Origin of the sequence: Pseudarcicella hirudinis (assembly GCF_900115665.1) — a bacterium.
Lineage (GTDB): Bacteria > Bacteroidota > Bacteroidia > Cytophagales > Spirosomataceae > Pseudarcicella > Pseudarcicella hirudinis.
In genome coordinates, this window is record NZ_FOXH01000019.1 from 86,323 (window position 1) to 100,269 (window position 13,947).

At 38.7% G+C, this 13,947-nt stretch carries 10 protein-coding genes; 5 read left to right on the plus strand and 5 right to left on the minus strand.

Annotated features, from left to right (window positions below):
- Nucleotides 1-58 precede the first annotated feature (58 nt).
- Together BM179_RS23135 and BM179_RS23140 are read right to left on the minus strand one after the other, a co-directional pair.
- Nucleotides 59-400 (minus strand): PadR family transcriptional regulator, encoded by a 342-nt coding sequence (locus tag BM179_RS23135; RefSeq protein WP_092019551.1) that lies wholly within the window; start codon nt 398-400, stop codon nt 59-61.
- Nucleotides 401-708: 308 nt separating this feature from the next.
- Nucleotides 709-1,323, minus strand: coding sequence for a cysteine hydrolase family protein (locus BM179_RS23140; RefSeq protein WP_229633020.1), 615 nt, complete (start codon nt 1,321-1,323; stop codon nt 709-711).
- A 247-nt stretch (nt 1,324-1,570) separates the two neighbouring features.
- Here BM179_RS23140 and BM179_RS23145 point away from each other — a divergent pair, with 247 nt between their 5' ends.
- From BM179_RS23145 to porT, 3 genes are all read left to right on the plus strand, one after another.
- Entirely contained in the window at nt 1,571-2,833 is a 1,263-nt protein-coding gene (locus tag BM179_RS23145; RefSeq protein WP_092019552.1) for a sensor histidine kinase, read from the plus strand.
- Nucleotides 2,834-3,013: 180 nt separating this feature from the next.
- The gene (gene ubiE, locus BM179_RS23150) at nt 3,014-3,736 is read left to right on the plus strand and encodes a bifunctional demethylmenaquinone methyltransferase/2-methoxy-6-polyprenyl-1,4-benzoquinol methylase UbiE (RefSeq protein WP_092019553.1); all 723 of its coding nucleotides are present in this window, start codon (nt 3,014-3,016) and stop codon (nt 3,734-3,736) included.
- Complete coding sequence (gene porT, locus BM179_RS23155) at nt 3,685-4,509, plus strand: type IX secretion/gliding motility protein PorT/SprT (protein ID WP_092019554.1); 825 nt, start codon at nt 3,685-3,687, stop codon at nt 4,507-4,509. The genes ubiE and porT overlap by 52 nt, the downstream gene beginning before the upstream one ends.
- Before the next feature lie 11 nt (nt 4,510-4,520).
- Here the strand turns inward: porT and BM179_RS23160 are convergent, their stop codons facing one another.
- Both BM179_RS23160 and BM179_RS23165 read right to left on the minus strand, forming a co-directional pair.
- Nucleotides 4,521-5,429 carry a DUF4249 domain-containing protein gene (locus tag BM179_RS23160; protein ID WP_092019555.1) on the minus strand — a complete coding sequence of 303 codons (909 nt, stop codon included), beginning with the start codon at nt 5,427-5,429 and terminating at the stop codon, nt 4,521-4,523.
- 86 nt (nt 5,430-5,515) lie between these two features.
- A complete protein-coding gene (locus BM179_RS23165; protein ID WP_092019556.1) occupies nt 5,516-7,909 on the minus strand; it encodes a TonB-dependent receptor in 2,394 nt (797 codons plus the stop codon).
- Nucleotides 7,910-8,356: 447 nt separating this feature from the next.
- Here BM179_RS23165 and BM179_RS23170 point away from each other — a divergent pair, with 447 nt between their 5' ends.
- Together BM179_RS23170 and nagB are read left to right on the plus strand one after the other, a co-directional pair.
- Nucleotides 8,357-8,563 (plus strand): helix-turn-helix domain-containing protein, encoded by a 207-nt coding sequence (locus BM179_RS23170; RefSeq protein ID WP_218159278.1) that lies wholly within the window; start codon nt 8,357-8,359, stop codon nt 8,561-8,563.
- A 64-nt stretch (nt 8,564-8,627) separates the two neighbouring features.
- Nucleotides 8,628-10,529, plus strand: a complete 1,902-nt coding sequence (gene nagB / locus BM179_RS23175; RefSeq protein WP_092019557.1) for a glucosamine-6-phosphate deaminase — start codon at nt 8,628-8,630, stop codon at nt 10,527-10,529.
- A 147-nt stretch (nt 10,530-10,676) separates the two neighbouring features.
- Here nagB and BM179_RS23180 read toward each other — a convergent pair whose 3' ends face one another.
- Nucleotides 10,677-13,580, minus strand: coding sequence for an FAD-binding and (Fe-S)-binding domain-containing protein (locus tag BM179_RS23180; protein ID WP_092019578.1), 2,904 nt, complete (start codon nt 13,578-13,580; stop codon nt 10,677-10,679).
- Nucleotides 13,581-13,947 lie beyond the last annotated feature (367 nt).

Genomic DNA, 13,947 nt, shown 5'->3' on the forward strand with positions numbered 1-13,947 from the left:
TAAGTGAATGAGTGTTTTGAATAGGTAATCCAGAATTTAGTTTTCCATGACAATTCACTTACTCTTTGTTCTCATTTTCTTTAGTTATTTGGTTTACAGAGCTTTGTAGTTCAATCCATGTTTCTTTAAGCTGGTCAAGGAAGGTCTTTCCGTCGTCTGTCAACACATAATATTTTCTGGGAGGTCCGGATGTTGATTCTACCCATTTGTAATCGAGCAAACCCGAATTTTTTAGCCGGGTGAGCAATGGATAAAGAGTTCCTTCTACTACCATGATTTTAGCGGAGGTAAGTTCCTCCAGCATATCAGAAGCGTAGACTTCCCCTCGTGAGATGATGTGCAGAATACAAAATTCTAAAATTCCCTTTCGCATCTGCACTTTGGCATTTTCCAAGTCCATAATATTCCATTTAGCTGTGAGAGTTGTCCTGTAAACAATTTGCCGGTCAGCCGATACTCCTTGCAAATTGATGAAACAAATATATAAATAGTACTTTGTATTGCATAGTACTATTTGAAATATTTTTTATTTTTACTGATAAACGGTAAAAAAAGGATGGTTGGACGGATGGTATACGGGAGTTTTTACGGCAATAAAAAAGTGAACATCCAGATTTTATGAAACCGGAATGCTCACTTTTGGTACTCTGATTAATATTATTTGCAAAAAACTATAAAGAAATGATTGATTTTCAATAGCGTATGGTCCTATGCCTCGACGGAGATCAGCTCAATGAATGCTGAATGATTCATGGGATGTGAGAACATGGCAAAGTCTTTACTGGTGGCAACATCTTGTTCTTCCTGGCTGAGTGTTGCCGTGCAGTCTGTCAGGGTAATGACATTATAACCTTTTTCATAAGCCGTTCTCATGGTTGATTCCACACAGCAATTGGTAAGGAAACCTCCTAATATAACGTTTTGAAAACCTCTGCTTCTCAGAATAAAATCAAGATTGGTACTGGCAAAGCCACATAATCCTCTTTTTCCTTCTATAATGATATCCTGAGGTTCGGGGGTAAGGACTTTTACGATTTCAGCACCCCAGGTATCTTTTTTAAAAGCATGATTATCCACTACGCCTTTTAAAATACCATAAGGATTAGGGGTAAGTTCATGATAATCATTTGAAAAGGTGATTGGCACAAATACTATCGTAATTCCTGCTTCCCGGGCGGCTTTTACCACTTCCACAGTATTGGCAAGCATATTATTGGCTTCCATTACTCCCTTTACACCGTTATGAAGTACTCCCCCTTCGGTAGTGAAGTCATTTTGAAATTCAATCAATACGAGGGCTGATTTTGAAGGTTCAATTTGCATGTCAAATGTTGTTTATAGATTTGAAAAAATGTCTTGCAATACCTTTTCTTATATATTTTTAATGGGGAGGGGTCAGAATTACAGGTAGGTGTTCAGTTCAATTTTTTTAAATTTCCGTTATGTTTTAACGTTATTTCTATATTTGTACAATTTACCAAAAAATCAGATTTTTACGGAGTTGATAAAATGATTTTTTTGTGAAATTGTATTTAAATACCGGAATCCAGATTTAATATAAAGCTTCTTAATGATTCTTAACGTAGATATATATAACAGAACAAACTGGCTGAAAATCGCCTTTTTGATAGGAGGAGTAATTGTAATTGCTTTCTCACTGTATTACACCGACCGTATTGTAAGCCGGATTGAGGAAAGGGAAAAGCAGCAGATTCAGTTGTATGCTGAGGCTTTAAAAGATAACCTGATGATGGAAATGGACCAGAGTACAGGTTCTTTAGTCTCTCAGATTATTCAATCAAATGCCAATAATTCGGTTCCGGCCATTCATAAAAGCCATGGAGGTGCCTTAATTTCCAGAAATATCGAAATACCTCCCGGATTGAATGCTAAAGAAGAACAGGCTTTTTTACAAAAAGAATTGTCAGATATGATTAGCGGAGATCACGGAACGATTGTATTTGACAATGGTTTGGGCCAGAATGATTATATCTATTATGGTGATTCCAAGTTGCTTAACCAGTTGAGGTATTATCCTTTGGTGCAGTTACTTGTGGTAGTGATTTTCTTTCTGGCAGCATATTTATGGTTGAGTTCTTCACGAAAAGCAGAACAGAATCGTGTGTGGGTAGGGCTGGCAAAGGAGACGGCTCATCAGTTAGGAACCCCGCTTTCTTCACTTACGGCCTGGGTCGAGTATTTTAAAACAGATCCCCGTTTTGATGAGGAAATTGTCAGGGAAATAGAGAAAGATGTACAGCGCCTGGATACGATTACCACACGTTTCTCAAATATCGGGTCTGTGCCGGTGCTGAAAGATGAAAATATTTTTGAAACTGTTGAAGTATTTATGAATTATCTCCAGAAAAGAATTTCTTCAAAAGTACATATCAGTATTCAGAATAACCTGTCCGATGGTCACCAGACAGTAAGGATCAATAAATATCTGTTTGAATGGGTGATAGAAAATATCTGTAAAAATGCTGTAGATGCGATGGGTGGAATAGGCAGCCTTACTATTACAATGAAAGAGAGCAGGAATAAGCAGATTGCATTGGATTTTTCGGATACTGGTAAAGGAATTAGCAAGAAAAACCTTAGCAAAGTTTTCAATGCAGGTTTCAGTACGAAAAAAAGAGGCTGGGGTTTAGGCCTGACGCTGGCCAAAAGAATTGTTGAAAACTATCATAACGGAAAGCTGTATGTCAAAAGTTCTGAAATTGGCAAAGGAACCATCTTCAGGATTTTACTTCCTTATGAGCCGAATATGACCAATGCAGGCAATCATCTTTCAGAAGATACAGCTTCTCAGGTTTCGAACGTTCAAAGCTGATCCTGATCTGTTTTGTTAAGAAACCCGGATTTTTCCGGAAGGAGCTTTTGCGATTTAACGGAAGATATACGGCAGACTATTGATGCTGAACCCAAAATCGACGGAATTATTTAGAGATAAGTCAATAATGTACCGTAAATTTGCAGGCATTTTGAGTTGAAAATTGAAATCAGAAATCTAATGACAGTACTTCCATATAAAGAGCAGGACGCTTCCAAGAAAGAGCAGGTGGCTCAAATGTTTGATAATATTTCTCCCAAATATGATTTTTTAAATCATCTCTTAAGCGGAGGTATAGATATTTTATGGCGTAAAAAAGCGATTAAGCTATTGCGTCCGGCCAATCCTAAAACTATTTTAGATATTGCTACGGGAACGGGAGATTTTGCCATTGAAGCACTCGCCCTCAAACCGGACAAAATTGTCGGGGTGGATATTTCAGAAGGAATGTTAAGTTTTGGTCGTGAAAAAATCAGGAAACTTGGCATGGAAAATGTGATTGAATTGCAAAAAGGCGATTCGGAGCGTTTACCTTTTCAGGACAATACTTTTGATGCTGTTATCGTTAGCTTTGGTGTACGTAATTTTGAGAACCTTGAAAAAGGTCTGACAGACATGGCCAGAGTAATGCGCGTAGGAGGAACCTGCATTGTTTTGGAATTCTCAAAGCCTAAACATTTTCCGTTTAAGCAGTTATATAACTTTTATTTCAAATTTATTTTGCCCGTAATTGGTAAAATTGTTTCCAAAGACAACGCTGCCTATACTTATCTCCCTGAGTCTGTACAAGCGTTTCCGGATGGTGATGATTTTTTGAAGGTTTTTCAGAAAGCGGGCTTTACCCAAACACAATGCTTACCACTTACTTTTGGAATCAGCACAATTTATATTGGCAGAAAATAACAAATAATCCTGTAAAATTCCCTTTACATAAACGGAGGGAATTTTTACCTGTAACCCCGAAAAGATGTATTCAATATACATCATTTCTGCTTTTCTTCTTATCCTTCGGATTTCTTCCAAAAGCTCAGGCACAGCATAGCAAATACGTTAGAATTTATGACGAATTCTATGATGACAAAAAAGTCCACTTTGGATTTTTATTTGGCTTTGCCAGTTCAAGATTCAATGTTTACCGTAACGACAAATACCTTAGTGATACAACACAGAATATAGTTTCTCCGGAAAGTTTTGCTTTTCAGGTAGGAGGGATTATAAATATTAAATTAAACGAGCGTTTCGATTTTAAAACCGGCCTGAATATCGCATTATATTCAAGACAGGTAGATTATTCTTTTCCGAATATTCCTCAGCCAATTACCGAAATCAGAGAATCTACATGGCTTGAAGTACCTTTATTGCTGAAATTTAAATCACAGAGGAGGGGAAATACAAGGATGTTTGTGGATGCCGGAATTAAGCTCGGAATTGAAGCGAATGTGCGCAAAAATGCTACCATTGCCCGTTTAAATACTTCTACCAATGATCTGTCACTTGAATATGGAATCGGATTGGAGCGGTTCTTTCAATTTTTCAAGTTTACTCCTGAGCTGAGGTTTTCACATGGGCTGACCAATATCTTCCTTCCGCCCGCTAACAGTTCTCAAAGCGCGCTTAGCAGAGATATTGATCGTTTGCAAACCCATAATGTGACACTTTATCTGATGTTCGAATAATTTCTCCGAAACTATTTAATATTTGTTCTGGCTTTTTTAGGATCAACCTTTGTTTCAAAGGTGCTGATCGCAGAAGTACCAAACCATCCGGCAGCTTTCTTTCCGGAAACGGAACTGATGTTGGTCGGGATACTTGAGGTTGGTCTGGAGAATAGTCCGCCATTGTTTAACTCCTGACGTGCCTGGTTCCAGAAATTAAAATTTCCTTCGGTGATTGATGAAAGTTCAACCTTAATTATGTCGTTTTCAAGATATAACTGATGAGAGATAGAACGGCGTACCGGAAGAATAAACATCAGCCCATCTGTTTGAGCACCTTTTTGAAAAGCTGCATCGTAGATAATGACAATGTCTGCCGGTTCATTGAATAATTTACCGTTTCTATAAGTTTTCACTCTGTAACAATCTCCTTCGCCCTTAAAATCTCTGGCATAAAACTGGGCATCATACCCTTTCTTGGGTTTATCATCTCCGGTCTGATTCTGAGAAGCATCATCAAACTGATAAAGGATAGAATCAATTTTCGGCACTCTCTTCAGCTCAGAAACTGCCTGGTAGGTTTCTCCGTTGGTTTTCACCTCCAAAGAATATTTTTTACCAATTTCTCCCATGATTTCATCCGCCTTTGCCGGAACCCAGATGTACTCACCATTATTTTTCAGGTCTTTGAAGTCATAAACCTTTCCGGTATTGTCAGTTACTTTCACACTCGCACCAGTCACTACTGGAGCCTGGGTATTATCGAAATATCCCTGAGACATGATAAGTTTGATAGTTTGATTACCCGGGAGGTTGTTAATGTTACCATCTACCACAAGAACCGGAGTATATTTGGCACCCTCCAGCTGGACTACGTCTTCGCAACTTGTCATTGCAAAAGCCAAAGCAACAGAGAGTAAGGTCAATAATTTAGTTTTCATCTTATGAATGAGAATATATTTTATTTCGGACAGGAGATCTTCCTGCTGAAATCTGAATTTTTTAATGTTTTTCGGTCAACTCAACCCTAGAACTTGAAATTGTAAGTTACTGATGGAATGAGAGAACCTATGATTGAAAGCTGTACCGCCTCAGTTTTTACAGGAGTCTCGCTGTTTGCCGCAGTTCTTTCAGTCTGTCTTGTATAAACTGAGAACGGGTTACGATGGTTGTAAAGGTTATAAACAGAGAATACCCATTCCGATTCACCTTTTCCAAAAAGAGCTTTCTTATTTTTCTTGGTAGCGGAAACATCAAGTCTGTGGTAATCCGGTACACGGATATTCCCTCTTGTGCCGGGAGCAACAATTGGTAAGGAATAGCCATCTACATTGGCTTTAGAATCTGCAATAGAATAAGGAACACCTGTTATATAAGCGAAATTGGCTCCAAAGCTCCATTTTTTGCTGTATTCGTATTGAGCAACTACATTTAAGGTATGTGTACGGTCGTATCTTGTCGGATACCAGTTGCCGTTGTTCAGACCATCAATCTGTCTTTCCGTGCGGGCGAGTGTATAACTTAGCCAGCCTGTTAATTTTCCGGTATTTTTCTTGGCAAAAAACTCAACTCCGTAAGCTCTTCCTTTCCCGAATAACAAATCCTTTTCAAAAGTAGGATTGAGGAAAAGTCTTGCGCCATCGGCATAATCAATCTGATTCTGAAGTTCTTTATAATATACTTCCACAGAAGTTTCATAATCATTTCCTGATGGTCCGAGATTCTGGAAATAACCTAAAGCTACTTGGTCAGCAATCTGTGGTTTGATGTTGTTGGTACTGGAAGTCCAGACATCCAACGGCGTTGAAGCTGCCGTGTTAGACATCAAATGAACATATTGAGTCAGACGGTTATAACTTGCCTTGATTGAATTCTGATTTCCCAGTTCATATTTCATTGAGAAACGGGGTTCAAAATTATCGTAGGTTTTGAGAGTTTTGCCTTTGGTATTCGGCAATACTTTCAGATCATATCCTGAAAGGTTCTCATTGGTTACAGGCACTTTCACACGCTCATAATAAACGTCATCCTGGCTTGAATAATTATACAATGAATAACGCAATCCGTATTGAACAGAGAATTTGGTTGATAACTTCCATTCGTCTCCTACATAAGCGGAATACTCGACGCCATTCTTATCCGGTTGTCCGAAATTGGTACTTTCTCCGGCAGAACTCGCAGTAGCTGCACCGGGTTTGAAGCTGTAAGTAAGAACCTGCCCTCCGAAAGTAAGGGTATTTTGAGGATTAATGTAATAGGTAAAATCAGGTTTGATACTGTGATTTACGATGTTAGAGGTCCAACGGAAACGATCATTAGGTTTTTTGTTCTCGATATCAGAATCGAGCAGGTAATCATAATTACTATAAAAAGCGGTGGTATTCAGGAATAATCTGCTGTTGAAAACGTGATTCCAACGGGCAGTCAGAGTACTGTTGCCCCAGTTAAAGCCAAATTGATTTCCGAAAACATCTCTCCCGAAATATCCCGAAAGGAATACCGTATTCTTATGGTTGATGTTGTAATTTACTTTGGCAGTAAGGTCATAGAAATTGAACTTTGAATTGGCATTGTTTCCAGTTAAAAAAGGTTTAGCCAGAATATCAATGTAAGAACGACGTGCTGCAACGATGAAAGACGCTTTATCCTTTATGATAGGAGCTTCTATCGACAAACGGCTGAAAATAGCTCCGATACCCCCGTTGATCTCAAGATTTTTGGTATTACCTTCTTTCATTCTTACGTCAAGAATAGACGAAGCCCTTCCTCCGTACTGAGAGGGAATACCACCTTTGATAAGTTTTACATCTTTTACCGCATCCGGGTTAAAAACAGAGAAAAAACCAAATAAATGGGAGGAATTGTAAACGGGAGCATCATCTAATAGTACAAGATTCTGATCTACTCCGCCACCACGGACATTGAAGCCGGAAGCTCCTTCCCCAACTGTTGAAACACCCGGTAAAAGCTGAATAGCGCGAACCAAATCTACTTCCCCTAATAAAGCAGGAATCTTTTTGATCGTTTTCATTTCTACTTTATTGACAGACATTTCAAGGCTTTTGACGTTCTCATCTTCCCTTTTAGCCTTCACTACCACCTCGTTTAACTCAGTTCCTGATTCTTTCATTTCAAGAGTTAGCTCAAGGTTGCTTTCCTTTAATTCTATAGTTTTTGTGACTTTCTCAAAACCCACAGAGGTAAAAACAAGTGTGTAAGTCCCTTTTGGAACGGTAATGGAATAAAATCCATAAGTGTTGGTTGCGTTTCCGTTGCCAAGTTCTTTTACAAAAACCGAGGCTCCAATAAGACCTTCTCCATTCCTGGCATCTTTTACGTAACCACTCACTGTAAGCTTTTGAGCCTGAAGTCCAATTGGAAAAAGCAGGAGCAAAAACATTTTTTGAATATACGTCTTCATAATTTAAATATAGTAACAGAATAAGTAAAGCAATCCCCTTATCTGATTTTTGATAAAAAGTTTGAATTTGAAAAGTACAAAATTAAGTTTATTCAACATGAAGTGCCGGCTTTTATGATGAATGGTCTTGGTTCAGACAATATAAAAGACAAATCCCCCCACAAATTGTTTGAAAAAAAATCAGTTTTATATTTTAATAGAACTAATATTTGAAATAATTGTATAATATGACTATTTTTTGGATTCAGTAGATATCTTTGAAGAGATGAGGTAAACGGAGAACGAAAGTACTTAAAGATAATGGATTTAGAAATAATGCCAGTTGATTCTCAAATCATTCTGCAATGGTGTATTTTTGAAATGTAATAGTAATATATTTCCGATAAAATTATTTTATTTTCAAATAAACTTTTATTTTTGCTGAAAAAAAGAAATAAATTACTAATTATGGACTTGATTCTGATTGGCAAAGTAATTCGGGAGAAAAGAAATGCCTTGTCGCTCCGACAGGAAGAGCTCAGTGAACGCAGTGACGTTGCCATTAAAACAATACATTCCATTGAATTAGGCAAAGGAAACCCTTCACTCAAAACTATCGCAAAAATTCTGGATGTGTTAGAGTTAGATATAATTATTATCAGTGCCAAAAAATAAAACCGGAACTTGGTGTTTTACTTATTAAATTATCACCAACCAAAGCCTTAAAATCTTAATTTCAATGGAACAAGCCATTAGCTACGAAAGAATTCCAACCAATATTTATGCAGACTCGGAAGAAGCATCCAAAGCGGTTGCACGTGAGATTGCAAACCTGATCCGCCAGAAAGCCAAAGATGGAAAACAGGCCATTCTGGGTTTGGCAACAGGATCTTCTCCTAAAAAGGTTTACGCTGAACTGATCAGAATGCACCGTGAAGAGGGTTTGAGCTTTAAGAATGTGGTGTCATTTAACCTTGACGAATATTATCCGATGGAGGCTGATGCCGTTCAGAGTTATATCCGTTTCATGAGAGAACAGCTTTTTGATCATGTAGATATTCCTGCCGGAAATTTTCACCTTCCTGATGGAACTGTACCTATTGAAAAACTGGCTGAATTTTGCCGTGATTACGAACAACGTATTGAAAATTACGGAGGGCTTGACTTCCAGCTATTAGGTATTGGTAGAAACGGGCATATCGGTTTTAACGAGCCTGGTTCACTGGTTAATTCCCGTACCCGTTTAATGACCCTTGATCTGACAACCAGAATTGATGCTACAGGTGATTTTGGAGGTTTGTCTAAAGTTCCGAAAAAAGCTGTAACGCTTGGTATCGGTAAGATCATGGAAGCTAAGAGAATCGTGTTGCTGGCCTGGGGAGAGCACAAAGCTGAAAATGTAGCACGTGCTGTAGAGGGTTCTGTAACCTCAGATGTACCTGCATCTTACCTGCAGCTTCATCCGAATGCTTCATTTATCATTGATGTGGCAGCGGCAGCCCAGCTGATTCGTATCAAAACGCCTTGGTTAGTTGATTCAGTTACCTGGGATCGTCCGATGATTAAGAAAGCCGTTACTCACCTGGCTTTGACTGTGAATAAACCGGTATTGAAACTGACCAATAAAGACTATAATGAAAACGGTTTATCAGATTTATTGGCTCTTTACGGTCAGGCGTATGATATAAACATTGAGGTATTTAACTATCTTCAGCATACAATTACCGGATGGCCGGGAGGTAAACCGAATGCAGATGACAGCAATCGTCCGGAAAGAGCTTTTCCTGCCAAAAAACGTGTGATTATTTTCAGCCCGCATCCTGATGATGACATCATCTCAATGGGAGGAACGTTCCAGCGTCTGCACGATCAGGGGCATGATGTACATGTAGCTTATCAGACTTCGGGTAATATTGCCGTGGCAGATGATGAGGCTTTACGTTTTGCGGAATTTGTAATCGATTTTAACGAGAAATTTGAAGCTTCAAATACCAAAGCGAATAAGATTTATAAAGAAGCAGTAAAATTCCTTAAGAATAAGAGAGATTCAGAAATTGATATTCCGGAAGTAAGACATATTAAAGGGCTGATCCGTAAAGGAGAAGCAAAAAATACCTGTCGTTATGTAGGAATCAAGAAAGAAAATGTTCATTTCCTTGAAATGCCATTCTATGAAACAGGAACAGTAAGAAAAAATCCTATTGGAGAGGCTGATATTCAGATTATCATGGATTTGATTGAGGACGTTCAGCCACATCAGATTTATGCAGCCGGAGATTTAGCTGATCCGCATGGAACCCATAAAGTTTGTCTTGATGCTATCATGGAAGCAGTAAATCGTCTTCGTCATCGTGAGTACATGATTAATTGCTGGGTATGGTTGTATAAAGGAGCCTGGGCAGAGTGGGATATTGATCAGATTGAAATGGCTGTACCAATGTCTCCGGATCAGGTGCTGAAGAAACGTGTCGGAATCTTTAAACACCAGTCTCAGAAAGATGGTGTGGTATTCCAGGGAGATGATGCGAGAGAGTTCTGGCAAAGAGCTGAAGACAGAAACCGTGCAACGGCGGAATTGTATAATAAACTTGGTCTGGCAGAATACGAGGCAATGGAAGCCTATGTAAGATGGAGATTCTAATCTGCAAATGAGGTTTAATAGAAAAAGGGTTGAAAATCACTGATTTTCAACCCTTTTTCTATTAAACCAAACCAATGCGCTAATTTATTGCCAGGAAGTGGTATGTCTGTCACATACCAAGGTGATAGCCGTATACTACGTTTAAATCTAAATAAGCGCCTCAAACAAAATTTCGATGGTATGCAAAGCGTGTTTTCCGGTTCCGTCATGAATCTGATGACGGCAACTTGTTCCGGGTGCTGCAATAATTACTTCATCCGATTGCTTGCGGACAGTAGGGAATAATACCAGTTCTCCTACCTGCATAGAAAGATCATAGTGTTCTTTTTCATAACCAAAAGATCCTGCCATACCACAACATCCTGAAGGAATCAATTGTACTTCATAGTTTTCCGGTAAAGAAAGCATTTTCTTAGAAAATACCAGCGAAGACAATGATTTCTGCTGACAGTGTCCATGCAGTTTAATCATCTTTTTCTCTTTGGTGAAAAGCTCTTTTGAAATCGCTTTTTTATCAACTTCTCTGGCAATGAATTCATCAAAAAGTAGGACATTTTTAGCTAAGGCCTTTGCATCTTCCAGCAAATGTTCATCAACCAGGTCAGGATATTCATCTCTGAAAGTCAGAATAGCAGAAGGCTCTATACCGATAAGAGGTGTTTCTGAGGTAATTACATCTTTAAGGAGTGCAATATTTTTGTTTGCCAGTGCTTTTCCTTCATCAAGCATACCTTTTGATAAATAAGCTCTTCCTGAGTCAACATGCTGAGGAATAATTACCTCATAGCCAAGTTTTTCAAGGAGAATTACAGCCTTTTTGCCAATTTCTGTATCGTTATAATTGGTAAATTCATCTGCAAAAAGATATACTTTAGAGGCGTTTGGTTTCGTATCTTTTGTATGGTTGCTAAACCATTTCCTGAAAGTTTCTTTGGCCATTAAAGGCATGCTTCTTTCAGGGTGGAAACCAACTACCGAGTTGGCAATTTTACGCAAAGGGGCATTTTCAAAAATGAAATTATAAGCCCAGGGAACATAAGAAGCGATTTTTGAAAGTTTGGAGAAATTTCCGATTAATCTGCTCCTCAATGGAACGCCATGATCTTTATAATACTGATGCAGAAATTCAGCCTTCAGTTTGGCTACATCCACATTAGAAGGACATTCAGACTTACAGCCTTTACAAGACAAACATAAATCCATTACCTCCTTGATTTCTTCATGGTCATAACGGTTGGTTTTGTCTGAATTGGTCAGGTATTCTCTTAAAATATTGGCTCTTGCTCTCGTCGTTTCTTTTTCATTCCGTGTAGCCATGTATGATGGACACATCGTTCCTCCTGAAAAATGTGTTTTACGACAATCTCCGGAACCGTTACATTGCTCGGCGTGTTGAAGGATATCCTGATCCTGAAACCTGAACGTCGTTTTAAACTCAGGCGTTTGTTGCCCCGGTTTATAACGAAGGAAAGTATCCATAGGAGGGGTATCCACAATTTTATTAGGATTGAAGATATTGTATGGATCCCAGGTAGTTTTTACTTCCTTCATTAATGCATAGTTCTTTTCACCCACCATTTGTTTGATGAACTCACCTCTTAAGCGGCCGTCGCCATGCTCTCCGGATAAAGAACCATTGTATTTTTTGACTAGTGTGGCAATTTCTTCAGCAATAATCCTGAATTGTTTATTTCCTTCTACCGTTTTCAGATTAATGATAGGGCGAAGGTGGATTTCTCCCGAGCCTGCATGCGCGTAATGCACAGAATACATACCATGTTTGGCCAGGATCTCATTGAATTCAGTAATATAATCAGGTAAATCATTCACATCTACCGCGGTATCTTCAATTACGGCAACAGCCTTTTCATCACCCGGAAGATTTGACAGCAAGCCTAATCCGGCTTTACGCAGATTCCATACTTTTTTAGAATCCTCACCAAAAAGAACAGGAAAGTGGAAGCCCAGACCAGCTTCGCGCATTTCTGCCTCCATTTGTCTGGCAATCACATTAATTTCTTCACGATTATCTTTTCTGATTTCCACTACAAGAATGGCTCCCGGATCACCCTGAACAAAAAAACGATTGAGTCTTTGTTCCGGATTGGCTTTAGTACATTCTAAAATATAATGATCAATAAGCTCAGAAGCTGAAGGATTATATTTTAAAGCAATCAGGTTAGCTTTCAGTGACTCGTTGACATTGTTAAAATGCGCACAAATCAACCCGATTTCCTTCGGAGGCATTTCGTTTACATGCAGTTTGATTTCTGTCAGGAAACACAAAGTACCTTCTGAACCGGCAATGAGTTCACAGAAATTAAAAGGTTTACCCTCTTCTGAGAAAGGGGCACAATCAAGCAGCATGTCCAGCGCATAACCTGTGTTGCGTCTTTCGATGGTTTTTTTGGGAAATTCTTTTCGTATTTCTGCCTGATTTTCCGGATTGCTTAGTACCTCAAATGTTTTTTGATAGATTTTACTTTCCAGAGAATCATCAGAATATTTCCCGATTTCATGATTGGCCTTAAATTCTATTTCTGAACCATCCGCAAGAATAGCTTTTACTTCCAGCAGGTGATCTCTGGTTGATCCGTAAACGACTGAATTGGAGCCACAAGAGTTGTTTCCGACCATTCCGCCAATCATGGCCCGGTTAGCTGTAGAAGTTTCAGGGCCAAAGAAAAGGCCATATTTAGCAAGCTCCATATTCAGCACATCCCGCACTACGCCCGGTTGTACTCTGACCCATTTTTCCTCCTTATTGATTTCAAGGATTTTTGTAAAATTTTTAGAAACATCAACAACAATACCATTTCCAACTACCTGTCCTGCCAGCGAAGTTCCTGCCGTACGAGGAATAATGGAGGATCCATTTTCTCTGGCAAATTTTATCAGTTTTTTGATATCTTCAATGGTTTTAGGGATGGCTACCGCAGTTGGCATTTCACGATAAGCAGAGGCATCAGTCGCATAAAGCGTTCTCATGACTGTGTCATAGTGTAAATTTCCTTCCAGCTGTGTGGCAAGTTGCTGTAATTTAGCGTTCATTGTTTTTGAATTATTCAAAGTTTTGCATTGGGAAACTCTGGCAGTTTTGAGCTTCAAAATTACCAATAAAATCAATGCGAATCTGAACAAATCCTTAGAAATCCATTATTATCCCAAATTATCTGCCGGGTTCTTCTGTTTTTTCCAAATAAATTTCCACCGGATTATTCATAATTCACTCCCCGAAAAAGGCGGTTCGTCTGAAATATCTTCATTTCACCCCTGATAAATAATTGTTTTGTATCAGAAATAAGCAGGCTGTTTAAAAACACATTTATGAAAAATTATCTCAGCACTGTTGTGAATAAGTGATTATTTATCCTCAAAACTTAAACCTTAAAGCCCGGAAAGATGATTTGATCCGGAT